This is a genomic window from Robertmurraya mangrovi (assembly GCF_034427655.1).
Taxonomy (GTDB): domain Bacteria; phylum Bacillota; class Bacilli; order Bacillales; family Cytobacillaceae; genus Robertmurraya_A; species Robertmurraya_A mangrovi.
Genome location: NZ_JAXOFX010000003.1, coordinates 329,665 through 352,447, shown reverse-complemented (window position 1 = coordinate 352,447; position 22,783 = coordinate 329,665). Strand labels below are relative to the sequence as shown.

25 protein-coding genes and 1 other annotated feature are annotated in these 22,783 nt (G+C 34.4%); of the genes, 6 read left to right on the top strand and 19 right to left on the bottom strand.

Features of this window, described 5'->3' with window-relative positions:
• Positions 1 to 154: 154 nt before the first annotated feature.
• Entirely contained in the window at positions 155 to 343 is a 189-nt protein-coding gene (locus SM124_RS07375) for a hypothetical protein (RefSeq protein WP_322445857.1), read from the top strand.
• A gap of 45 nt (positions 344 to 388) precedes the next feature.
• On the opposite strand, the gene SM124_RS07370 is transcribed toward SM124_RS07375, so the two are convergent.
• From SM124_RS07370 to SM124_RS07305, 14 genes are all read right to left on the bottom strand, one after another.
• Entirely contained in the window at positions 389 to 1,468 is a 1,080-nt protein-coding gene (locus tag SM124_RS07370) for a nitric oxide synthase oxygenase (RefSeq protein WP_322445856.1), read from the bottom strand.
• A 146-nt stretch (positions 1,469 to 1,614) separates the two neighbouring features.
• Positions 1,615 to 2,808: an alanyl-tRNA editing protein gene (locus tag SM124_RS07365; RefSeq protein WP_322445855.1), complete on the bottom strand. Its 1,194-nt coding sequence runs from the start codon at positions 2,806 to 2,808 to the stop codon at positions 1,615 to 1,617.
• Between the two features lie 64 nt (positions 2,809 to 2,872).
• Positions 2,873 to 4,303, bottom strand: a complete 1,431-nt coding sequence (gene proS / locus SM124_RS07360; protein WP_322445854.1) for a proline--tRNA ligase — start codon at positions 4,301 to 4,303, stop codon at positions 2,873 to 2,875.
• Positions 4,304 to 4,372: 69 nt separating this feature from the next.
• Positions 4,373 to 4,585: a binding site (T-box leader), on the bottom strand.
• 66 nt (positions 4,586 to 4,651) lie between these two features.
• Positions 4,652 to 5,872: an MFS transporter gene (locus tag SM124_RS07355; RefSeq protein WP_322445853.1), complete on the bottom strand. Its 1,221-nt coding sequence runs from the start codon at positions 5,870 to 5,872 to the stop codon at positions 4,652 to 4,654.
• Between the two features lie 30 nt (positions 5,873 to 5,902).
• A complete protein-coding gene (locus SM124_RS07350) occupies positions 5,903 to 6,667 on the bottom strand; it encodes a CPBP family intramembrane glutamic endopeptidase (RefSeq protein WP_322445852.1) in 765 nt (254 codons plus the stop codon).
• Positions 6,668 to 6,738: 71 nt separating this feature from the next.
• Positions 6,739 to 7,212 (bottom strand): CBO0543 family protein, encoded by a 474-nt coding sequence (locus SM124_RS07345; RefSeq protein ID WP_322445851.1) that lies wholly within the window; start codon positions 7,210 to 7,212, stop codon positions 6,739 to 6,741.
• Positions 7,209 to 7,646, bottom strand: coding sequence for a CBO0543 family protein (locus tag SM124_RS07340; protein WP_322445943.1), 438 nt, complete (start codon positions 7,644 to 7,646; stop codon positions 7,209 to 7,211). Before SM124_RS07340 ends, SM124_RS07345 begins: the two co-directional genes overlap by 4 nt.
• A 546-nt stretch (positions 7,647 to 8,192) precedes the next feature.
• A complete protein-coding gene (locus tag SM124_RS07335; protein ID WP_322445850.1) occupies positions 8,193 to 8,933 on the bottom strand; it encodes a hypothetical protein in 741 nt (246 codons plus the stop codon).
• Positions 8,926 to 9,654: a hypothetical protein gene (locus SM124_RS07330; protein ID WP_322445849.1), complete on the bottom strand. Its 729-nt coding sequence runs from the start codon at positions 9,652 to 9,654 to the stop codon at positions 8,926 to 8,928. The genes SM124_RS07335 and SM124_RS07330 overlap by 8 nt, the downstream gene beginning before the upstream one ends.
• 154 nt (positions 9,655 to 9,808) lie before the next feature.
• On the bottom strand, positions 9,809 to 10,030 hold the full coding sequence (locus tag SM124_RS07325) for a hypothetical protein (RefSeq protein WP_322445848.1): 222 nt from the start codon (positions 10,028 to 10,030) through the stop codon (positions 9,809 to 9,811).
• A gap of 104 nt (positions 10,031 to 10,134) precedes the next feature.
• Complete coding sequence (locus tag SM124_RS07320; protein WP_322445847.1) at positions 10,135 to 10,890, bottom strand: carbon-nitrogen hydrolase family protein; 756 nt, start codon at positions 10,888 to 10,890, stop codon at positions 10,135 to 10,137.
• 26 nt (positions 10,891 to 10,916) lie between these two features.
• On the bottom strand, positions 10,917 to 11,747 hold the full coding sequence (locus tag SM124_RS07315; RefSeq protein ID WP_322445846.1) for a hypothetical protein: 831 nt from the start codon (positions 11,745 to 11,747) through the stop codon (positions 10,917 to 10,919).
• An 11-nt stretch (positions 11,748 to 11,758) separates the two neighbouring features.
• Entirely contained in the window at positions 11,759 to 12,394 is a 636-nt protein-coding gene (locus SM124_RS07310; RefSeq protein ID WP_322445845.1) for an NUDIX hydrolase, read from the bottom strand.
• 165 nt (positions 12,395 to 12,559) lie between these two features.
• Entirely contained in the window at positions 12,560 to 12,877 is a 318-nt protein-coding gene (locus SM124_RS07305; protein WP_322445844.1) for a hypothetical protein, read from the bottom strand.
• 144 nt (positions 12,878 to 13,021) lie between these two features.
• Between SM124_RS07305 and SM124_RS07300 the strand changes: the two genes are divergently transcribed.
• The 3 genes from SM124_RS07300 (at position 13,022) to SM124_RS07290 (ending at position 15,727) form a co-directional block, all read left to right on the top strand.
• The gene (locus SM124_RS07300) at positions 13,022 to 13,279 is read left to right on the top strand and encodes a DUF1450 domain-containing protein (protein ID WP_322445942.1); all 258 of its coding nucleotides are present in this window, start codon (positions 13,022 to 13,024) and stop codon (positions 13,277 to 13,279) included.
• 153 nt (positions 13,280 to 13,432) lie between these two features.
• Positions 13,433 to 14,284: a dimethylarginine dimethylaminohydrolase family protein gene (locus tag SM124_RS07295; RefSeq protein WP_322445843.1), complete on the top strand. Its 852-nt coding sequence runs from the start codon at positions 13,433 to 13,435 to the stop codon at positions 14,282 to 14,284.
• A 228-nt stretch (positions 14,285 to 14,512) separates the two neighbouring features.
• Positions 14,513 to 15,727: an MDR family MFS transporter gene (locus tag SM124_RS07290; RefSeq protein ID WP_322445842.1), complete on the top strand. Its 1,215-nt coding sequence runs from the start codon at positions 14,513 to 14,515 to the stop codon at positions 15,725 to 15,727.
• Positions 15,728 to 15,773: 46 nt separating this feature from the next.
• Here the strand turns inward: SM124_RS07290 and SM124_RS07285 are convergent, their stop codons facing one another.
• Both SM124_RS07285 and SM124_RS07280 read right to left on the bottom strand, forming a co-directional pair.
• The gene (locus SM124_RS07285; protein ID WP_322445841.1) at positions 15,774 to 16,337 is read right to left on the bottom strand and encodes a hypothetical protein; all 564 of its coding nucleotides are present in this window, start codon (positions 16,335 to 16,337) and stop codon (positions 15,774 to 15,776) included.
• Positions 16,338 to 16,506: 169 nt separating this feature from the next.
• Positions 16,507 to 17,868, bottom strand: coding sequence for an aspartate kinase (locus SM124_RS07280; RefSeq protein ID WP_322445840.1), 1,362 nt, complete (start codon positions 17,866 to 17,868; stop codon positions 16,507 to 16,509).
• A gap of 238 nt (positions 17,869 to 18,106) precedes the next feature.
• On the opposite strand from SM124_RS07280, the gene SM124_RS07275 reads away from it, so the two are divergent.
• On the top strand, positions 18,107 to 19,327 hold the full coding sequence (locus SM124_RS07275; RefSeq protein ID WP_322445839.1) for an MFS transporter: 1,221 nt from the start codon (positions 18,107 to 18,109) through the stop codon (positions 19,325 to 19,327).
• Between the two features lie 29 nt (positions 19,328 to 19,356).
• On the opposite strand, the gene SM124_RS07270 is transcribed toward SM124_RS07275, so the two are convergent.
• Positions 19,357 to 20,097 (bottom strand): MBL fold metallo-hydrolase, encoded by a 741-nt coding sequence (locus SM124_RS07270; protein WP_322445838.1) that lies wholly within the window; start codon positions 20,095 to 20,097, stop codon positions 19,357 to 19,359.
• A gap of 204 nt (positions 20,098 to 20,301) precedes the next feature.
• On the opposite strand from SM124_RS07270, the gene SM124_RS07265 reads away from it, so the two are divergent.
• Positions 20,302 to 20,745 (top strand): YndM family protein, encoded by a 444-nt coding sequence (locus SM124_RS07265; protein ID WP_322445837.1) that lies wholly within the window; start codon positions 20,302 to 20,304, stop codon positions 20,743 to 20,745.
• A 67-nt stretch (positions 20,746 to 20,812) separates the two neighbouring features.
• On the opposite strand, the gene SM124_RS07260 is transcribed toward SM124_RS07265, so the two are convergent.
• Both SM124_RS07260 and SM124_RS07255 read right to left on the bottom strand, forming a co-directional pair.
• Complete coding sequence (locus SM124_RS07260; protein ID WP_322445836.1) at positions 20,813 to 21,787, bottom strand: ABC transporter permease; 975 nt, start codon at positions 21,785 to 21,787, stop codon at positions 20,813 to 20,815.
• Positions 21,787 to 22,725, bottom strand: coding sequence for an ABC transporter permease subunit (locus tag SM124_RS07255; protein ID WP_322445835.1), 939 nt, complete (start codon positions 22,723 to 22,725; stop codon positions 21,787 to 21,789). The genes SM124_RS07260 and SM124_RS07255 overlap by 1 nt, the downstream gene beginning before the upstream one ends.
• Positions 22,726 to 22,783 lie beyond the last annotated feature (58 nt).

Sequence of the window (22,783 nt, the reverse complement as noted above, 5' to 3'; positions counted from 1 at the left end):
TTTTTATTTTTACTATATAACAGTAAAAAAGTCCTAGTTATTAAGTCGAATTCTATACTTGGTCGTTCCAATTCTATTTATAGTAATTATCATATATAAATGGATATACTAAAGCTTAACTATATGTAACATTCTGAACAAAGGAGGTTCAATAATGGACACTCTAACCATTAGAATTATTTTTATATTAGGCCTTATTACTGATCTATTTCTAACATTATATTTGTTTAGAATTATGGATGAAATCGGTGTAGGAGCATTTATTCTATTAGTTGTCCTCCTCTTTGGGGGAACGATATTTATGTATTTTATTTTAAGGAGAAATATCAAAACAAAACGCTAATGCCTTCTAGACATTAGCGTTTTGTTTTGTAGAGTAACATCTCAGTTAATATAGTTTTTCTTGGTAAAAGTAATTTGGCTTTATGATTTCATCTTTGTAACCTCGATGAAAGATGTGCGTAGTTGCAGGTGATACAGGGGGAATCAACCAATCCCAATCTCCGGTTAGATTTCGGTTAGCCGCTTGCTCCTTTTGTTCAAACAATTTAAATTGATGTGCAGCGGTATGATGGTCGACAATGCTTACCCCTGCATTCTTATAGGAATGTAAGACTGCAATATTCAGCTCTACTAATGCTCGGTCTTTCCAGAGTGAAGAGTTCCTATTCATATCAAGATTTAGTTGTTCTGCGATTTTTGGCAACATATTGTAGCGGTAGTCATCGGCTAAATTCCTTGCCCCAATTTCTGTGCCCATATACCATCCATTAAACGGGGCTGCCGTATAGCGAATCCCGCCGATTTCTAGACACATATCAGAAATAAGAGGAACCGCATACCATTTTACTTGTAATTCCTCGAACCAGCTAAGCTCAGGGTGATGAATAGAAACCTCTAAAACATGTGTCTTAGACAAAGGAAATGGTTTTGGTGAAGACTCATTTATTTGAATCACTAGTGGTAAAACATCAAATGGAGTCCCTTCTCCTTGCCAACCTAGTTCCTCACACTTTTTCGTTAGAGCAATAGATGCTGGGTCACCTATAACACCATATTCTGTTTCATATCCAGCATAACGAATCAACTGATGGTTCCAAATTCTAATTCTATTTTGATCTGATTCTTGTTTAAAAATAGTAATAGTAGGTCTAATTTGTCCATTGTTTGTAGCGAATTGAATATGGTCTTCTAATGCCTCAAATATGTCCGATTCTGTATTTAGATTTCTCTTATCTCGAACGGTCAAACTGTCCCAAAACAGTCTTCCAATACAACGGTTGCTGTTTCTCCAGGCCATTTTAGCACCATGTTCTAATTCCTCAAAGGTATGTTCATAGTACCCAAATTCAGTAATCTTTTCTTTTATTTGAAGTATTCTAAGATTTATTTCATCATCGTTCTTGTGCAACTCTTTATAACAAGTAGTTATAAATTGTTCTGCTTCAGCAAGCAATTGATCTTTCAACTGCTGAGCCCCCTATCTACATAAAAACTAACAAAATTATCCCCATCTTATTTCAGAATGAACGAACTTGTCAAACCTCCGTATGCCTTGCTAGATTTCAATGCTTATAAACATGCATGGTTATGTCCCATTTTATATATCTAACTCTAATTCAACGAGTTAACTATACGTTGAACAATTTCTTCCCCGCTTAATATCTTCTCTCCTCCACCTTGGGCTTGGGTTTCGTTTCCTCCACCTTTTCCGTTAATCAATGGAAGAATATTTGCAACAAGGGCTTTCATATTAACAGCTGCCTCTTTACCTCTGCTACACACAATCTGGATTTGATTTTCGTTTTCGGAAATTAAGAACACATTTAACTCTTCCTTTTTTGATACCAGTATTCTTGCTTGTTTTTGGAGTTGTTGGATGGTTCTTCCTTCATAAACTTGGCCAACAATTTGATGTTGATTAATGATTGAGGACTGATTTAGTAATAGGTCCGTCTCTAAATGAAGTAATCGGTCAGTTGATTCTTCTAATAGCTTTTCAAGTTCCTTATTTTTATCTAAAAGTCTTCCAACGGCTAGTTCCATGTCTTGTTCAGGTGCATTTAATTGTTGGGTTAGTTTGGATAAGACTTGGTGTTTCTGATAAAAATGCTTTAACACTCGATTACCGCAAATAAACCCAAGGCGAACTTTTTTCTTCTGTCTCTCCCAATCAAGAATTTTTATAGATGAAACTTGGCCTGTTGAGCTTGGATGAGTTCCTCCACAACCGTTGTAATCAAATTCAGGTATGATCACTAGCCTTATATCTTCTGTAACGGTTGGTTTCTTTCTTAAAGGATATTGTGTAACTTCCTCTAAAGTAATCCATTTCGTTTCAATCGGTCGGTTCTCTAATATTATTTGATTTGCTAGTTTCTCAGCTTCACGAACTACTTCTTCTGTTAATTCTTCTACATTCAAATCAATGGTTAGTGTTTCATTTCCTAAATGGAAGCCGATTGTTTCCATGTCAAAAAGCTCCGCGAAAGCAGCAGAGAGAATATGTTGTCCTGCATGCTGCTGCATGTGATCAAATCTTCTCTCCCAATTGATTACACCAGACACTTCAGCTTTACCCTCTAATGGTCTATTTATGTAATGTCTTATCTCATTGTCAACTTCTTCTACGTTTATCACGTCAACTCCATCTATTTGACCTGTATCAAAAGGCTGTCCTCCACCAGTTGGATAAAATGCTGTTTCCCCTAAAACAACATATGTATGGCCATTCTCATCTTCTTGCTGTTTTAATAATTTTGTTGAAAATGATTGGATATAAGAATCTTCGTAATATAATTTTTTCATCGATAATCTCCTTAATTGGGGTCAGTCCCCCTTTATTACATTAAAGGGGGACTGATCCCGTTTTCTAATACGCTTTAGCCCAGTAAACTAATTTTTCGGCTTCTTTACCGCAACATACACAGTTACTAGAAACTTTCTCTTGTTCAAATGGGATACATCGTGAAGTGGCACTTGTTTGCCCTTTGATTTGATCTTCACAATCTTTATCGCCACACCACATTGCTTTGATAAACCCTGGGTTGCTTTCAAGATTTCCTTTAAATTCATCCATATTGGTTGCTACTGTTGTCTTCTGTTCACGTAGCTCTCTTGCTCTCTCATACAGATTTTGCTGTATATCTTCTAACATTTGTGGAAGTTTTGTTTCTAGTTCTGCCATTGGAACAAACGTTTTTTCACCCGTATCTCTTCTTACTAGAACAACCTGTTTGTTCTCAATATCTTTTGGTCCCACTTCTAAACGTAGCGGAATCCCTTTCATTTCGTGTTCATTAAATTTCCAACCAGGTTTTTTATCACTAGCATCTATTCCTACTCTGGCAATTTTAGAGAGAGTCGCTTTCAAATGATAGGCAAAATCAAGTACTCCCTCTTTATGCTGAGCAATTGGAACAATCATCACTTGAGTTGGTGCCACTCTAGGAGGAATAATTAATCCTCGATTATCACCGTGAACCATGATCATGGCCCCGATAACTCGAGTAGTGAATCCCCAAGAAGTTTGGTGCACATATTGTAATTCTCCCGTTTGGTCACTAAATTGAATCCCAAATGCTTTAGCAAAGCCGTCTCCTAGATGATGGGAAGTTGCTGATTGTAAAGCCTTTCCATCATGCATCAAACTTTCCACCGTATAAGTAAACTTAGCACCAGCAAATTTTTCTTTTTCCGTTTTTTGTCCCTTTAATACTGGTATCGCTAATACATTTTCAAGTACATCTGCGTATACCTCTAGCATTTTCGTTGTCTCTTCATGGGCTTCCTCATCCGTTGCGTGACAAGTATGCCCTTCCTGCCATAAAAATTCTAAAGTACGAAGGAATGGCCTTGTTGTCTTTTCCCATCTTACTACGTTACTCCATTGGTTATAGAGCTTCGGTAGGTCTCTATAAGAATGAATAATATTTTTATAATGCTCACAGAATAGTACTTCCGAAGTAGGACGTACACACAAACGTTCTACTAACTCTTCAGAACCTCCATGAGTCACCCAAGCTACTTCTGGTGCAAACCCCTCAATATGATCCTTTTCTTTTTGTAATAAACTTTCAGGAATAAATAAAGGCATATAAACATTTTCATGACTTGTTTCCTTAATCCGAAAATCTAATTCATTTTTTATGTTCTCCCATAGAGAATAACCATAAGGTCGAATAATCATAGATCCTCTTACACTTGAGTAGTCAATTAAGTCTGCTTTCGTAACAACATCTGTGTACCATCGTGCAAAATCCTCGTCCATGTTCGTAATCTCTTTAACAAAATCCTTAGCCATCTGGCTTCACCTCATTATTCTCATTATTTTATTCCTTCAGCTAGAAAAATAAAAAAGCCCCACTTCATAAATAGGGACCAATAATTTGGCGGTACCACCCTAATTTATAAAGCGAGGCTTTATACACTCTTTCACTCTAACGGATTTATTCCGCTCTATCTTCACTTGTTTCGATAGAGAACTCAAAGGCAGGTTCAAATGGTATCTTTAGAAATCTCCCAGCAAGTGATTTCCTCTCTGTAAAAGATCTTACATTTTACTAATCCTTATCAACGTTTCGTATATTTTTTTCAAAATTATATATATAGATGAATATATTGTCAAATTGAATTTTACATTGTCCACTCTTTATGCTTTAGAAACCTCACTCAGTTCATAGTAATGAATTTTTGCAGGTCGATAAACAAAAATACACAAAACGATTGAGATGACGATAGAAATTCCACTAAAGACTAAGCATATAAACTGAAGGCTCAGTATTTCTGCTAGAAAACCTAGCATGAGGGTGAAAACAATCTGGATAATAGCTTGTATGAGATTCGTAGTGGAACTAAAACGCCCCATCATATTGATTGGAACATTATTTTGGAAAAATGTCATATAACCAGTATTCGCAAATGCAGAAAACACTCCAAATATGATAAATCCAACAGCCGCTAAAAACAGTGTGGACGATGAATAAAAGACGAAATAGCCCCCTGCTGTGAGAATCATACCTAATCCTATAAACATTCTTAACGAAATCTTATTTGCTACAAGCGTTGCTGCAGAAGACCCTGCTAAATAGGCACCTCCAGCAATACTCAAAAGTAAACCATAATCTCTTTCGGTTAAGCCTATAACTCCTTTAATAAACGTTGCTTCTTGAGAGTCTAACGCAAAACCAATTAATGTAGCTATTTGAAATAGTAAATAAATAAAACTAAAATAGCCGGCTGTTTTACTAAAATGAAGGACGGATTTCCAATCTTGAGAAACATGAGCTAGAGTGATTCGCTCTCTTTTGCCTTCCGTTTGATTATCAACATTAGGTAAGTAGTAAATAATGAGTGCACAAACTATAAATGAAATCGCGTTAATAAAAATACAAACATCAATACTTGTATACATAATGAGTAGACCAGAGATACTTGGTCCCACTAAAAATGCCCCAGATGATGTAAAACTAAAAATGGAATTAAAACGCTTCCTTTTTTCTGGAGGAACTAGCTTGGTCATATAGGTAGTTGAGCTTGGTCCAAATAAGGAACCAGCGATGTTTACGATAAACATTAATACATATATTCCCCATAAAGAATTAATAAATGGGATACACCCAATGAGTATTCCTCTAACAACATCGGTTATAATCATTAAATGTCTATTATTCATTCGGTCAATTAGACTTCCTGACCAAGTATTGGTTACGAGGACAGCTAATGGCCTTATGATAAACAGGCCCGCAACAGCTGCGGGTGATCCTGTTAAATCCAGAATTAATAGGTTAATAGCAACAAAATAAATCCAGTTTCCAAGATTCGAAACTCCAATGCCGGATATAAGTAATAATGGGTTTTTCCAAGTTTGCATATTTTCATTCTCCTACATTATACTGCCCGATTAATTTTTTGAGTTTTCCCCTCCTGACAGACGCCAATAACTATAGATAAAAATAAACATCATTATAGAAATGATAGTAGACATCCAATCTAATAGAATAGGAGCCCTCTTATTTACCTCAAACAAAATGATTCCATCTCCAACTTTGTTACTTACGCTAAATAAAACTCCGTAACATACATTCAACCCCCAGTGAATGCCCGTTGTCATCCAGATGGAATTAGTTTTATAAATGGCATATGTTAGGCTCAGTCCTAAAGCGATAGAAAATATTGTATTTTGAACGCTAAACCCAGCAAACCAAATGTCATCAAAGGAGTAAATCAAAATCGACAATATGAAAATTAAATATATGGGTAGTTTCCCTTTTAAAGAATTAAACACTAGGCCCCTTACAATCATGTCATTTATTAATGAACCTAAACCAAACCCAACTAATACTACTATTAAAATAAGGCCGCTTTCTGTAAAAGATTTCATACTGATATATTCATATTTATTAAAAACAAAACTCAAAATGTATAAAATGGCCCAACTAATAAAGCCCGTAGCAAATCCTACTAGTATTAACCCATACCACCCCTTAAAAAACTTTACCCCATACAATTCTAGGCCAGATTTAAAAAGTTTTTTACTTACTATAAGTGCAATCGGAAAAAAACTAACTAAGTGGATGAATCGTAGGATATCATTCATGGGAAACAACTGTGGAACTAAATTAAAATATAAACTTAAAATAAGGAAGGCTAAAAGAAACTTTTTCATTAGTAACTCCTGATATATGTTTTATATATTACTTCTCTAAAAGCAGCTCATTCTCCTTTTTTCATCATCTCTTATTGGGTGCTGATACTTTCTTTATAAAACCAACTAAAAAAACCTCTTACAATCCATAGGGTGAAAAATACACTAATCCAACTGTAGTACCATTCCCAATGGATATATTTAATTAAATCTGTATACTTTTCAAATATAATTTCCGGTATGATGATTCCCGTTGTAAATAGGGATATATAATATATTTTCGTCAGTAGTCTTCTGTTAGATGGATAGTAGAGGTTAAAAAACATACTTATTGCGGGGAAAACTAAAAACTCAAAGGTAAAACTAGAACGATTCACATGGGCTAGTTCTCGTATAGGATATTCAATCCACTTTAACTCAACAACAAGTAATCCTAAGAACCACCCTAAAAACTGTAAAAACAAAAAGGAAATACTGGCTTCCTTTCTCCTATCTTTAGGGACAAAGAATAATGACCCTAAGGTTACTAACCAAACTATATATAGAATGATCCATTCTATACTCATATTGATTCCACCTTATTTTTTTTAGTGTACTCACTATCCATTAACCACGTAATATATTTTCTACATAACCAAAGTTCAACAGTAAAATTCAGGGCACTTCTAGTTAAACTCTCTTTAGTAACATCCATTATTTCAGTAAAATATCCTATGACACCCATGATGAATAAAATAAATGTGACAGTAAGTATATAGTGAATTATCCTATATATTTTCCTTTTTGGAAAAAGCAACTGAAAGAACACGGCTATTGTGGGAAAAACCATGTATTCCATAGAAAAGTTTATCTTTGTAGCGTAGGGAAATTCTCTGAATGGTGCTTCTAGTAAACCGAAGTATGTTAACCCGATGCTAAATAGCCAAGTTAAGAAATGAAAGAACAGAAACACAGCAATAGATTCCCTTATTCTTTTTTTGGGGACAAAGATAATCAACATGAGAGGCAATATAATCCAAATAAGGCAAGTGGTCACTACTTCGATAGACACTGAATGATCCCCCTAGTGAAAATTGGCCTGTATTAATCTTTAAGTATTCCAAATTATTTTATACACTATGCATTCTTTAATGAAGATTAGGAATAAAAAGGGCTGTCCAAATAGTCAGATAAATGACACACTGGACAGCCCTAAAATATTTCAGTTTTCAGCAGTTAATAGATCTGTTGATTTCCGTTCCAGGCACTTCGCTTTCCGCGGGCGTGCCGGGGAGCCTCCTCGCCGCTGAAGCGCCTGTGGGGTCTCCCCAGCCCCGTTCTCCCGCAGGAGTCTTCGTGCCTTCCACTCCAATCAACAGAGCCCACTCTAAAAAGATACCACTTTAACATAGTATCTTTTAATAATCGCTCTTTCTAAAACGTTGGTGCCCTATACATGTAATGTACATAAAAAATACATTAAAACAATATATCGAGTTATCTAAATAATCCACTTGCTTATATTTTGAATCCTTCAGGAAAGCTCCATAAAAGCGTCCTTATCAAACTATTCCAGTTCATTTTCATTAACAAACATGACATGATCAAATTTTTGATGAAAATTCACATAACCATTTCCATTTACTGATCCTTCAGGAAATGCATCTTTCCCATTTCGGTCATATGGTCTCCAGCCAATATAATGGTTAGGTTGTTGAAAAAAATCACCAAAGATTGAAGTTTGTGTCTTTTGTTTTTGAACATGATAACTACTATCGATAAATTTTACCCAGTCATTTGGGATTTGTAGAATCCCATAGTTTTTCTCTTTAAGAATTACGGCATGTTTCATCTGAACTTGTGGCTCATACGTATGAATCCCGTCAGAAACAAAGTAATTTCTCTTTTTAATTAAATAAAAATCGATTGAATCAACCTCATCGTTCGGGTCTATATTCCAAACAAGAAACTGCTTTGAAGGTTTTCTCTCATTTGGTGTCCATAAAATCGGCTGACCTGACCCCTCTATAGTGGACACTTGCCATTTGCGATTTTTCCAAACCCAGTAACTCGAACCATATGCCCCTTTATCAGTTTTAAAAGGGACATAAGCATGCGATTCATCTAAAAATAATTCATCTAATATTTCACTAACTTCAGCTTCAGCAAATAATGCGTTCATTTTAGAGATTAACTGTTGTTCACTCGGGAAAGCCTTTGGAGCTGAAAAGTAAAACCAATAAACAGTTGCTAAAGCTACTATAAGGAACAAAGAGGACATGAAATAGATGGTCTGTTTTCTATTCATCACGTTTCTCCTCCTTTAATCCTTCTAAAAACGGCATTTTTGAGCGGAAATATTGTTGCCCATTTGGAGTAGAGATTAATAAACCTTTTCCATCTCTTTCTACATAAACAGTTGAGACCATTCCGCTACCGATTTTTGGGTTTACACCAACTAATTGATAAGGAAACCTTTCACTCTTATTCTTTTCATCAGGGTCCATATATGTTTCTGAATACCACTCGTCACTGTAAATGGTTGACGGCTCCATTTGACCAATCGATTGCTCTAACTTCTCTTTATTTAATGAACTTTCCACACCTGATGGATGTAAGATAATCATATGAGCATTCTCCATGTTTGCTAAATATGTCTCAAGTTGGTCCTTAGGATAGAATAGATGGTTAACAGGTAAGGATAATAATGAAGTGGCAAGGAACAAATACCCCGAAAAAAAGCCTAACCATGCATATTTTCTATACACCAACCATTTATCCACGGATTTTCGATAAATGAAATACAGTAACCATACACCTAATGGTAAAATAGGAATTTTTATTACTTGATTAAGCATGGGCCAATTGATTGAAAATGAAAATATGCCAATGATAACAACCAAAATGGCTTTCCAAACCTTAGGCTTCTCTATTTGTCTTTTATAAATCTGGAAAAATAATACCCCCATTGTAATCCATGCTAACACCGACAATATCAAAATTGGGATGTTAATATGTGAAAAGGTCATGTCCGATCATCCCCTTGTTTTTCCAATTTTGTTTTATTCCAATTTTAACATGAAAACATTGGGTATCATGTGGTAAATATTAGCTAAATTAAAACTAATATTTACCATTTACATAAAAAATAAGCCCTCTTTAAAGAGAGCTCAAATTAGAAAACTATTCTAGAATTTCACCAGTTTTATACCCTGACATGAAACTTTCCACTACTTCTTCTAAGTTTTCATTCCCTTCTGGTAAGGAAACAATCACTTCGTTTCGGGTATTCACGGAAGTTATTTTTATATGGTTCATTCTATTCACTTCGAGTTGAACCTTTAAGTCTTCCGCGATGGAATCAGCCGTATACTCATCTTTTAACAAATATCTAATATTACGCACTATAATCATCCTTTCTAGCCTGATGATTATAGTGTTACACAACCACTAATAAACGATACAAATTCATCTACCATAGAAAATGCAACTTTAACACTAAGTTATTACTAGAGTAAGTGAGGGTGAAAGCGATTGGCTAATAGTCTCGTAGCTTGTTTAGGATCTATATCATGAACCCATACATCAGCTATGTTTGGTTCGGCAGTAATGAGTCTCTCTCCAGTAGGTGATATTAATGACGTTGTACTTTCCTGTCCTTCAATGGCATAATTCACACTCGCGAAGTAAATATTATTTTCCACACTTCTGCATACCATAGCATGATTAAAAAATTCAGGGTTGCTCACTCGGTCGGTAAATTGAGGATGGAATACAATACTTGCCCCTTTTAAAGCTGCCCATCTTACTGTTTCTGGATATCTCCAGCCTTCGTGACAAATAACAATTCCAAATTTAACACCGTTTATTTCAAAAAGTTGACGCCCCTCTCCCGGAACGTAGCCAAAGAAGTCCTCACTAGGGTCAATTTGATTTTTCGTTTGATAACCTAATACTTGTCCGGATTGGTCGATAACAAATGCAACCATATGTAGACCAAGTTGATCCTTCCACTCCATTGGGAGAATAACCGCTATTTGAAGCTCTCTTGCTAGTTGACAAATTTCTTGGATGGCACGCTCTTGAAATGAATGGTCATATGGTTCTACCTCGTAACCAACACCTCTTAATCCTGGTACAATAGACTCTGGGAAGCATACGATTTCACATTCTTTTTCCTTAGCCTTTATAATCTTTTCCTTCACCCTTTGTAAAGATTCGATACTAGTTTCAGGGAATTTCGTTTGTGCTAAACCGATTTTCAAGACTTTTCACCTCATTAGAACCTGTATTAATATAATTCTTGCCAATCTAATCTATTTGCTTCATCTGTAAAACCTAATTTTAATAGTTCTTCTTTTATTAAATTTGCCAATTCGTACTGATCTTGGATTAAGTACAAGAATTGTATATCCCTTATCAAGGCAAGCTTTGCTTCAACAGGAGCCTCTTTAAAGAATGCTCCAACCTCATCTAACTCTATATTCATATTTTCGTTTAAATCCATATTTCTGTAATTCTTGGAAGAATTTTCATATATAATTCCCAATTGATCCTTAGTAGGTATAAGGATTTTGCTTAGGCGCTCGTATTCTAGTTCTTTCTGGTATAAATATAAATCATCTATTTTCTTGCATTCATACATGACTTTAATGTGTTCCAATACATAAGTATTCCTTTTGTTAAAGTCCTCATTCTCGCTCAATTCTTGTTTGATTTGTTCTACTAGACTTTCATATTCATCTTTGGTGCTAAAACTTAAAAAGTTCTCTATGGCAATTGCACCTTTAAGTGTAAAGACGACATCTATAAATTCTTTTAAGTTTCTAGCAACAATCTTAACAAAATTACCGAAGTTCATTGGGCTTACACATACTATATTTGCCTCTTCTAAATCTTTGACTCTCCCGAAATCTGTAAGAAAACCAAAATGTATACCATCTACTCCAGTCCTAGCAAATGGAATTACATCATAAGGAGTAACATTATATGCTTCGTACTCCTCCATAAGAATGAGTGAAAGTTCACTATCAAGGGAAAATCCTTCTTGTTGTAATTCTTCCTCCAGGTAAAAAAGCTTTTTTAGGGTATCAGGTAAAGGATAGGTTCCTAAATAATTCACGATATTTCCTCTCAATCCTTGTGATTTTCTATATAATTTTGAATACAATCTATGATGCTTGCATAATAGGAATCTTCGTGAGAAACAAATGCTTCTTTACCCACTGTCTTATCAATCGATTCCCTCTCACCTATAGAGCTTATTTCAAATCCTTCTATCTTAATCTCTTTAACCTCGCCAGACCATAAACGAGCAAAATGATAGAAATCAGCTCGAGCCATCCCAGACACTTCTTCCACTTGGAGGATAAAATCAAGTGGTTTATCTTTACTATCATACAAAAAGACATGTGCAATTTCTTTATCAATAAAATTCTCTTTCGTCACACAATAGTCGATGGAGTCTAGGAATTGTAATTCTTTTATTGACACATCTATGCCAATCTCCTCTTTCATTTCCCTAATGCCATCTTCAACCGATTCATGTGATAATAGATGACCTGCCGCTGTTATATCTAAAAGATTAGGATAATCCTTTTTAAGCTTACTTCTCAATTGAAAGTAAATATACGTTGTGTTATTTTCCTCTTTTATAAGCCAACAATGAAAAGTTTCATGCCAGTAACCTAATCGGTGCACTTCTTCTCTAGTAGCTGTCCCTATCTCATTTCGTTTATCATCAAATATTTTTAACATTTCTATTTCCATTTCTAATCACCTAATTTCCCCTTCTTGTATGATGAAAAGTGTAAAATAACTTTCCTTTTTTTACAAGAAAATTCATTAACAGGAGTGAAATAAAACTCAAAGTTTATATGTGAATTTATAAAAAGGTATAAAAAAAACACTCCTCAAAAGGAATGCTTTTATCATTTATTCTTCAACCCACATTGAACGGAAAATTTGTGTATGCATACTCCCCTGAACAATGTTCTCTAGAAAGAAAGGTTGAATTAACTTAACATATTCATCATCATCAAAAAGCTTCTTATTAGAAAGCTCCATTTCTGCTAATCCCTCATATGTGATTAAAAGAGAATAAGTATGGTCATGTCCCGAAACCGGTGTTAGAATCTCAACCTTTTGATTATGCTGTTGATTACGATATTTTTGAATTTCTTTTAAATTACTAATTGCATCTTCAAATTTGTCTTGTTTAATTTCAAAAGTTTGATAAACATAAATAGCCATACATGCACCTCTGCCAAATTTATAAAATCAGATATATAACAGAATGTCCTTACACGTATATTTTATTCACCTTTTGTATGATTCCTAACAATGTTTAAAATAGATTCCCTTTTTCTAATGAATTTGATATAATATTCATTGATAATGATTATCATTATCAACAAAGGCGGTTGTCGAATGGAAAAGGTTTACTTTTGTGAAAAGAGTAAATATCACTCGAAAAAAGAATACAAATACTTAAAATCCATGTTCCCAAAAATTAAAATTAAACGTAAAAAGTGTTTAGGAAAGTGTAAAACTTGTAAGAATTGCCCCTTTACTCTTGTTGATGGGAAAGTGTTTAAAAGTGACTCGACACCTGAACTTTACCTAAGTATCTATAAGCAAATACTAAGTAACTAAAGTATGATAAACACTACATAAAAATTCAAATGAGACCCACAAAGGTCTCTTTTTCTTATATCGCACTATGCATTTTGAATAGTTTAAAGTTTTAAGTGAAAAATATATCTCATTAGTGCCTATAGCAAAAAGTCTATTTTCTAGGAGGAATATATGTTAATAAAAGATAATTCCATTAGGCTTTCTTGCTTGAATGAATATGATCCGTTAAAAACAGTCTTAGTTTGTAAACCTGATCACATGACTGTAAAAGATACGATTCCTGAAACAGACAATGATTATAAAAAGGGGTTAAGTCTAGACAGGGCTATGAAACAGCATCGTCATTTTGTCTCTGCTCTAGAAGATTATGGTGTTGAAGTACTTTTTCTCCCTTCACAAAAACAATTTCCTGAACAAGTGTTTACTCGCGATATAGGTTATACTTTAGGGGAAGAAATGTATATAGCGGAGATTGCTAGCTTTTTGAGACAAGGTGAAGAAGACCAATTAAGGGAATGGCTTAAAAAAGCTAATCTTCCCTACAATGACTTAAACACAGACCGTATTGAAGGTGGAGATGTTCTGATTGATGGCAGCACGGTCTATGTTGGGATTAGCAATCGAACGACCGAAGAGGCAGCTAATCATTTACAGTCTAAGTTAAAAAACTTTGAAGTCATTACTATCCCCTTTACTGATGAATATCTACACTTAGATTGTGTGTTTAATATCCTGTCTCCGACTGAAGCCTTAATTTACCCAGAGGAAATTCATGATGAAAAAATTAAATATCTTAAATCTCGTTATGACTTAATTGAAATTTCTAAGGAAGAACAATATACTCTCGGCACAAATGTCCTATCTATCGGACACAAACGAGTATTCAGCTTACCTGTAAACAAAAATGTAAACATGCAATTGAGAGCTCGGGGCTATGAAGTCATTGAGATAGATTTATCCGAGATTATCAAATCTGGAGGAGCTTTTCGTTGTTGTACCCTTCCGTTATTAAGGGAGTCTTAAAAGATTATTCAACCCTATCTTAAAGATAGGGTGATTTTGTTTCATTAACATAAGTAAAACTTATATGTTTTAATAATTAAAATAAAATTTACTTATACAAGGAGTTTATATTATATTTTTCATGGGGATATATTCCAATCATTAATGGAATCAATTAAAATAAAACATGCTCTTTTCACCATTAGTATTTAGATTTTTGAAAACAGCTATTTAGAAACGAGGACAGCTATGAACAAATTCAATTCTTTTTTAAACCAATTCCATATCATTGTTTGGGTCTTATTATTGGGTACTGTTATTATAAGATGTGCTTCAACTATGACTCTACCTTTTCTAGCCATCTATCTTTCAAAAGGCATGGACATTCATCCATTACTTATTGGTCTAACCATTGGTATGTCGCCATTAATGGCCACTGTCGGCGGCTTTGTAGGTGGAAATCTATCAGATAAATATGGTAGAAAACCAGTCATGCTAACCGCTTTATTCTTGTTAGCTTTTGTATTTTTCGGATTTACTGTCGCTAATCATGCAGGTTGGTTCATTCTATTAAACGCTTTAAATGGTCTATGTAATTCTTTCTTTGAACCTACTTCTCAAGCTTTAATGGCGGACTTAACAGATAAAAAGAATCGCTTAAAAGCATATTCTTATAGATATACAGCCATTAATATCGGAGCATCTGTCGGTCCATTAGTCGGGGCTTATTTAGCAATGGTATCAGCTAAAACAACCTTTATCATCACAAGTCTCGTTTATCTGTTTTATGGCATCATCCTATTCATCCTTATGAATCGATTATTAGTGGAAACAAAGAAACTTCATAAATCCAGTGTTACCTTTGTGGATGCCCTAAACATAGTCAGAAGAGATAAAGCGTTAGGCTTTTTAATATTAGGCGGAATCTTAATCAATATTGGTTATGGTCAATTAGAGTCTAATTTACCTCAACACTTAGATCAAACCATCGCTAATAGTGTTTATATATACTCAGTATTGCTGTCCATAAATGCTGTTATGGTTGTATTTCTACAAATCCCAATTAGCCATATAGCTGAGAAATATCGTCCTATGCAGGTAATGATCGTTGGTGCGATATTCTTGTCTTTAGGTTTGATAGGCTTCAGTTTCGTAAACGGCTGGGTTTCTGCTATTCTTGCCATAGCACTCTTAACCATTGGTGAAATTTTAATTTTCCCTTCCAATAGTATTCTAATTGATCAGTTAGCCAGTGAAGAATTAAGAGGAACTTATTTTGGTGCAGGTCAATTTAGAAAAATTGGACACTTCGTTGGACCGATTATGGGTGGTTTCTTCTTAAGTCAATTTGGCGGACAAACAGCATTCTGGATCATCTCAATCATCTCTATTAGTAGTATTTACTTCTTTACACTAGGAAATCGTGCTCAACTAAACATTCAAACAGCGTCTATAAAAGGATAAAATAAATGACCACTTTTCAAGGCGAAAGTGGTCATTTTTTGTATGCTTATGAAGTCAACCGTTGGTGTCGAATCAATAGAAAAGCAACTCCTGCTATCGTGTAAAAGATAACCAACATAAAGAGAATCCAATATTTTTTTGTATCATACGAGATTGGGTTACGATATTTCCTTGATACAAATACCCTACCAATATGGTGCATTAAACGTAAATACACCCAATACAAGCTGTAAGAATCCCACGTGTCCCATGCATTTCTAAATACAATAAAGTGAAAGGCTAGTCTTAAGATAATCTCAAAAGTAAAAACTAGATTTACTGTAATAAAGAAAAAAGGAAACGTCCATTTTTCCGGTTGAAAGCGTATAATAAACAAACTTAAAAATCCAAAACTCAAAGCAACGGTTGGTAAAATAAACCTTATGGGAAATACAAATCGATAATAACCATTTATATAGAAAAAGAAACAGAGAAAAATGGCAAGGGCTGCACTAATTAGAAACACGATGCCATACCGTAAAACATTTTTCCTAATGATTAGTATACATCCTATACTTGTAACCGTGATAACAGTGATTAATATGATCCAATGAGTAAGATTCACTTCCATTTTTATAACTCCTAACAACGAATCCTTTTTCCCTATCTTCACCAATTAATGCTAATGATATAAAAATTCTTTTTATATAATGGAACAGTTTTTTTCTTAGAGATACTATTTATGTGAAAAAAACAAAAAACACCTACGAATAAATAGGTGTTTTAGAAATAAATAGATGCTAAACTGGAACTGTTACAAAAAACTCCTCGTATAACGCCTGAACAGCCTTTCTTTCGTCTGCTTCTTTCACGCCGAACATCATGCTGACCTCAGAGGATCCTTGGTTAATCATCTCTATATTTACACCAACTTTAGCTAATGCACTTGATGCTCGCGCAGTTGTGCCGACATTATGTCTCATTCCCTCACCAACTACCATAATAAGGGCAAGATCGTGCTCAACAATCACTTCATCCGCATTTAGTTCTGTCTTAATTCGGTTAATAACCTCTTCCTCTATATTTGATGTTAGTTGATTTTGACGTAAAATAATCGATATATCATCAATCCCTGAAGGAGTATGTTCATAGGAAAGACCGTTTTCCTCGATAATCCCTAACAATCTACTCCCAAATCCAATTTCTCTATTCATTAAATACTTACTTACATAAATACTACAAAAACCATTGTCACTTGCTATACCTACAACTGGTCCGTTTTGATTTGTTCGTTTGTTCACGATTAAAGTTCCTGGAGCTAATGGATTATTTGTATTCTTTACATTAACCGGGATCCCGGCACGAAAAGCAGGAATAAGAGCTTCATCATGGAATACAGAAAAGCCCGCGTATGAGAGCTCTCTCATTTCTCTATATGTGAGTTCCCTAATTCCTTTAGGATTAGATACAATATGAGGATTGACAGAAAATACACCGTCCACATCAGTAAAATTTTCGTACATACTTGCATTTACAGCATGAGCTAGAATGGAACCTGTAATATCCGAACCGCTCCGTGAAAAAGTAGCTACTTCGCCCTTTTCTGTATACCCAAAAAAGCCTGGAAATACTAAAATACCTGGTTGATGACGAAGATTGCTTAAATTCTCATATGAATGTGGTAACACCTGTGCGTTTCCATATTCATCTGTAACTAATAATCCTGCATCCTTAGGGTTAATATAATGGGCCTCTATTCCTTCATTTCTAAAATAAGCTGCAATCAACTTTGCGTTGTTGTCCTCCCCAGAAGCCTTTATCGCTTCCAAATATCTTTCAGGATTGCTTCTATCCCTTTCCAATAAACATAACAAGTCCTTGCGTATTCGGTTAACAATGTTTGAAGAAAGGTGTAATTCCTCTGCTAAACTTTCATACCTTTCAATAATTTTCCCGAATAACTCGGAAACATCTTTCTCTTGTAAGAAATACTCACCCAATTGAATCAATAAATCAGTTACTTTTGTATCTGAAGCGAATCTCTTGCCTGGCGCCGAAACAACCACTATTTTTCTCTCAATATCAGAAACTACAATTTGTAAAACCTTTTTCACTTGTTCACCTGATGATAAAGATGAGCCTCCAAATTTAACAACCTTCATATTTATATCCCCTGCTTTTTAAATAATTTATATGTAATTATCACTCCTCAAACAAAAAGAATCAATAGTTTTTTCTTCCCTACAAACACATTTGTGTTTATATCACGAACACTAATTTATTTTTTTCATAATTTCTACCTTATATAGTTGAAAAGTAATTAAATAGTTGCTCAAACAAACATCAACATAGTAAACTTTGTAAGTATGTAAAAATTTAACGGGTTAAAGGAGGCTTCATATGCCCTCTGAAAGGAATAATAAAACAAGATTATCCATTTTAATGTTTAACATGTTTATAGCGATGGTTGGTATTGGGTTAATCATTCCCGTACTACCTGTATTTTTAAACGAGTTTGGTGTTGGCGGAAAAGCAATGGGTTACCTAGTTGCGGTCTTTGCTATTACTCAATTTATTTTTTCTCCTATTGCGGGAGAAATGTCCGATAAATATGGTAGAAGAATGCCTATTATCTTCGGGTTAATTATGTTCACTTTATCTCAACTTCTATTTGCTATCGGTACAGAAATGTGGATGCTTTATGTATCTAGACTAATCGGTGGCGTGGGTGCCGCTTTCCTAGTTCCGCCTATGATGGCTTACGTGGCGGATATCACCACTGAGAAAGAACGTGGAAAAGGAATGGGATTGCTTGGAGCGAGCATGTCATTAGGATTTGTTATAGGCCCTGGTATTGGAGGATTTTTAGCAGAACTAGGTTTAAGAGTACCTTTCTACTCTTCTACTATTTGCGCAGCACTTGCAACGGTACTTTCTTTCCTGTTCTTATCCGAAACTTTGTCAGTAGAACAAAGAATGGCAGCAAAGTCTCTTACACGTAAAAACGAAAACATGATTGTGCAAATTAAGAAATCCTTCAAAGCACCTTATTTTTTACTTCTGATTCTCGTTTTTACAATGACTTTTGGAATTGCAAACTTCGAAGCCATTTTTGGATTATACGTTGACACAAAATATGGTTACACACCTAAAGACATTGCTATTATCATTACCGTCGGTGCCTTAATCGGAGTCATTGTACAGTGGGTTGTCGTTGATTTATTGTTAAACAAATACGGTGAGAAAAAAGTAATTTATTGGACGTTCCTTCTTTCAAGTATTTCCATGCTAGCTATTTTAGCCGCTAATACATTCTTAACGATTTTGGCAGTTACTTTTGTATTCTTTACTGCTACTTCATTAGTTCGTCCAGCTCTAAACACGCTACTTTCTAAAATGGCTGGAAATGAACAAGGTTTTGTTGCAGGTATGAATAATATGTATATGAGTGTTGGTAACATGGTTGGGCCTGCATTAGCTGGTATTATATATGATGTCGATATTCATTATCCTTATGTCTTTGGTGCGATTGTATTGTTTATTAGTTTCTTTATGTCTCTATCTTGGAAAGGAAACCAAGCACCTGAACCACAAAGAGTTGTAGCAATAAATGAGAAGTAAAGCTTCGGAATGATCCGAAGCTTCTTTATTTATTTTCTTATAGAATATTCGTCTACCAAACTCGTTAGTTGTTCTTTTACTTGATCCTCACAAATACCACCATGGTAACATATAAGAGTTTTTATCTCATATTCTAATAGTTTTCTTACTGATTGTTGAGCTGTACTCATATCTAGTGTAGTTTGTGGAACTGGACCTATCAGTCTTCCATTTATATTCATTAATGCATCCGCAGCAACTAATGTTTTTTCTTCACTAACATATAAACTAATGTGCCCTGGTGTATGACCAGGAGTACTAATAACTTTAATACCTGTGAAGAAAGGTAATTCATCGCCATCAGCAATAATTTCATCTACTTTAAACTTTGGTGGGTTTTTATAGAGCTCTCTGTCTGAGTCTGAAAATGATTGTAAAACTTGTTTACTCATCTTGTTGATGTCCGTTTTGATTAATGGAAGCTTCCCTTCAATATATGGACGATCTAACTCGTGTGCAAATATTTTTACCCCATCACCTATTGCCTCAAGTAGCTCGGGTACTCCTCCAATATGATCAAGGTCTTGATGAGTAATGATAATGGCTCTTAATTGACCTAACGATAGCCCCTGCTTCTCCATTTCTGCTTGAATCTGGTTCAAACTGCCCGGCATCCCGGCATCAATAAGAATAGCATCCTTTCCATCAGATATAAGAGTTGGACATAGTACTGCCTTATTGTTAAAGGCTTCTGTTTCTAATTCAATTACGTTTACCGATAAAGATTTCAATTAAAATCCCCCTATAAGTAAATGGATGTAAAAGGTTTAAGTGAATTCTAATTAACATGTTAATATTAGCTATAAATAATATCAATAGTAAAACATTTTATTATAACACAAAATTTTTATTTGTCAATAGTCCGCAGAAATCTTTTTTCTATGTATGAAACCATTCCTTTTATCCAAAAATATGTGTATATAGGAGGTTTATATATGAATAATATGATGATTTTATTAATAAAGTTTGTTGCTGCTTTTCTTGCTTTTGCAATTGCATTTGATTTATTCTTTGATGCAACCTTTGTCGATATTTTATCGTTTAGTATACTAATAACGGTTGTATCATATTTTGTAGGAGATCGCTTAATTTTACCTCGAATTGGAAATGTGAAAGCTGCTATAGTGGATTTTTTTATGACCTATACCCTAGTTTGGATTTTTGGTAGTATTCTTCTCCATAGTTATTTGCAAATTGCATGGGGAAGTATTATTTCAGCAACCCTTATTGCTGGAGGAGAAGTTCTCATTCATAACTTTATTCAAAACCGTACAGCAAACACTGCTGAAGAAAAAGCGCAGACGAAAACAAACTTTAACCCTAGACTAGCTTATGGTACCGAATTTGCTGAAGAAGATAACCCGAGAGAAAAGAAATAATATAGCAACAAGGAAAGGACGGTTCTAGTTTTAAGAACCGTCCTTTTTTCCTTTGATATATGATTTATTAAAGTCCAACTACTTTTTGTTCCTCTGCTTCCACCATAGTACTTTTCGTCTCGATTTTCTTTTTACTACTTTTTGTGCGATTTTGGAAATATACCCTTAAACCTTCACCTAATAAGTTAAATGCCATAATGGTATATGTAATTAACGCAGCAGCACCAAAAGGAATCCATGGTGCAACATTGATATCTCTTATTATATTGGACAAATGGGTCGTCCAAATCAGTGAAGTGTTATTAATTTGGTATGATGTTGGTAATCCTGGTGCTCCTGGTAACTGAATAAACTCTTGCGCTAAAAATATAGAGAATATTCCAAGTTGGCCAACTAAAAACAATATTTTCCCAAAATTTAACACAAACGATAAAATTAACTGTGGGGTTAAATGAGGAAGATAATATCGTTTAAGCATTGTAAAACTCGAATTTCCAACGACAACACCAGACTCCACGATTGCAGATTTATTATAAACATCTAACTGCTGCTTAAAGATATCTGCAATTTTACCAATTTCTAAAATGGCTATTAAGGCAATAAAATAATAATACCGATTAGGTGAAAAAATAAAAAACGGTATATTAGTAATTAATATAATAACAAATAAATTCGGAACTCTAGAAAATAACTGGTTCCATGCAACTAAAATCGTGTTTGTAAATTTATTTTTAGAAGCAAAAATTCCAAACAATGTACCTAGAGAGAAACAAACAAATGTTAAGAATAAAATAGTGACAAGAGTTTCTTTGGCACCTATTATTAAGATACTTAGGTAATCTCTTCCCTTACGATCTGTCCCTAGTATAAATTCCTCTGAAGGTGGTAATGGTGGAGGTAAAACTGCACCATTCTCAGTTTTAAAGAACTTTGTCTCTTTTAAATCAGCGTCAACAAATGGTAAGTATGGACCTAAAATGGTAATCAGTAATAACAAACCTACCATTACTGAGCCAATTATTAATGTTTTATTTTGTTTCATTACTCTTCACCCCTTTTTGCCGGGATTAGTATGTAGTTGAGTAATTGATGAATCCAAAGGCTACATAGAATCAGAATCATAAATCCAATAGTAAACCCAACAATTGTCGGAACTTCTAATGGAAAGTTATCTGTAATATTATAGATGGTCTTAATGTCCAATGCTTCTATCAGCCTTGTTCCCGCTCCACGATAGAATGTTAGGTATTCTACTACAATAGAACTCGAAATAAGAGTAATCATAATGGTTAAGAACTGACTTAAAATAGTAGGATAACAATTTTTCAATACATGAATATATAATATCTTCTTTGAAGATGTTCCTTTTGCAATGGCTGTTCGAATATAATCTTTACCTTCTTGCTCAGAGAGGGCTGAAGACGTAATTCTAGCAATATATGATATTGGATAAACCGATAAGAATAATATCGGAAGTAGAGTGTTATACCATTTGTCATACCCATATATGTCGAGCTGTGGAAAACCTTTAGACATAAGGGATAATAACCCTAACTGTACAGTAATGATAATAAAATACTCTGGTACAGATTGCATCAGCCATGTTGTGCCGTTTCCAATTATATTTTTTCTGGAATTTACATTTTTATAATCAAATACACCCTTTAAAATTCCTAATAATAAACTAATAATTAAAGCTGGGAAGATGATAACAATTGTTCTTTTCATGTAGTGGTACACTTCTTCTTCTACTGGTGATCCCACTTTTGAAGTGCCAAAACTCTTATTATCCCAAACTTCTTTTGAATATGTTGTAATACTTTCTTGATAAGCCTCCCATGTAAATTTATAGGTAGCTACATCATCATACCCTACCCTCTCATATGTAACATTTCTAGGTAGTAGGATGATAGCTAGTAGTATGCTTGTGACGATCAACCATATAAGTAAACCGCTCACAAGTTTTGCCAAAATCTTCATTTTATAAACCCCCATATTTTTCCTAATACAGATTATACTATAGATTTGGAATTTTTTC

Coding starts and splice junctions, on each gene's coding strand:
- SM124_RS07280 (WP_322445840.1), bottom strand. CDS start 17,868: ATGAAGGTTGTTAAATTTGGAGGCTCATCTTTATCATCAGGTGAACAA.
- SM124_RS07365 (WP_322445855.1), bottom strand. CDS start 2,808: ATGAAAAAATTATATTACGAAGATTCTTATATCCAATCATTTTCAACA.
- SM124_RS07255 (WP_322445835.1), bottom strand. CDS start 22,725: ATGAAGATTTTGGCAAAACTTGTGAGCGGTTTACTTATATGGTTGATC.
- SM124_RS07345 (WP_322445851.1), bottom strand. CDS start 7,212: ATGAGTATAGAATGGATCATTCTATATATAGTTTGGTTAGTAACCTTA.
- SM124_RS07285 (WP_322445841.1), bottom strand. CDS start 16,337: ATGGAAGTGAATCTTACTCATTGGATCATATTAATCACTGTTATCACG.
- proS (WP_322445854.1), bottom strand. CDS start 4,303: ATGGCTAAGGATTTTGTTAAAGAGATTACGAACATGGACGAGGATTTT.
- SM124_RS07275 (WP_322445839.1), top strand. CDS start 18,107: ATGCCCTCTGAAAGGAATAATAAAACAAGATTATCCATTTTAATGTTT.
- SM124_RS07340 (WP_322445943.1), bottom strand. CDS start 7,646: ATGTTGATTATCTTTGTCCCCAAAAAAAGAATAAGGGAATCTATTGCT.
- SM124_RS07265 (WP_322445837.1), top strand. CDS start 20,302: ATGAATAATATGATGATTTTATTAATAAAGTTTGTTGCTGCTTTTCTT.
- SM124_RS07330 (WP_322445849.1), bottom strand. CDS start 9,654: ATGACCTTTTCACATATTAACATCCCAATTTTGATATTGTCGGTGTTA.
- SM124_RS07375 (WP_322445857.1), top strand. CDS start 155: ATGGACACTCTAACCATTAGAATTATTTTTATATTAGGCCTTATTACT.
- SM124_RS07260 (WP_322445836.1), bottom strand. CDS start 21,787: ATGAAACAAAATAAAACATTAATAATTGGCTCAGTAATGGTAGGTTTG.
- SM124_RS07300 (WP_322445942.1), top strand. CDS start 13,022: ATGATTATCATTATCAACAAAGGCGGTTGTCGAATGGAAAAGGTTTAC.
- SM124_RS07295 (WP_322445843.1), top strand. CDS start 13,433: ATGTTAATAAAAGATAATTCCATTAGGCTTTCTTGCTTGAATGAATAT.
- SM124_RS07290 (WP_322445842.1), top strand. CDS start 14,513: ATGAACAAATTCAATTCTTTTTTAAACCAATTCCATATCATTGTTTGG.
- SM124_RS07355 (WP_322445853.1), bottom strand. CDS start 5,872: ATGCAAACTTGGAAAAACCCATTATTACTTATATCCGGCATTGGAGTT.
- SM124_RS07310 (WP_322445845.1), bottom strand. CDS start 12,394: ATGGAAATAGAAATGTTAAAAATATTTGATGATAAACGAAATGAGATA.
- SM124_RS07350 (WP_322445852.1), bottom strand. CDS start 6,667: ATGAAAAAGTTTCTTTTAGCCTTCCTTATTTTAAGTTTATATTTTAAT.
- SM124_RS07305 (WP_322445844.1), bottom strand. CDS start 12,877: ATGGCTATTTATGTTTATCAAACTTTTGAAATTAAACAAGACAAATTT.
- SM124_RS07335 (WP_322445850.1), bottom strand. CDS start 8,933: ATGAATAGAAAACAGACCATCTATTTCATGTCCTCTTTGTTCCTTATA.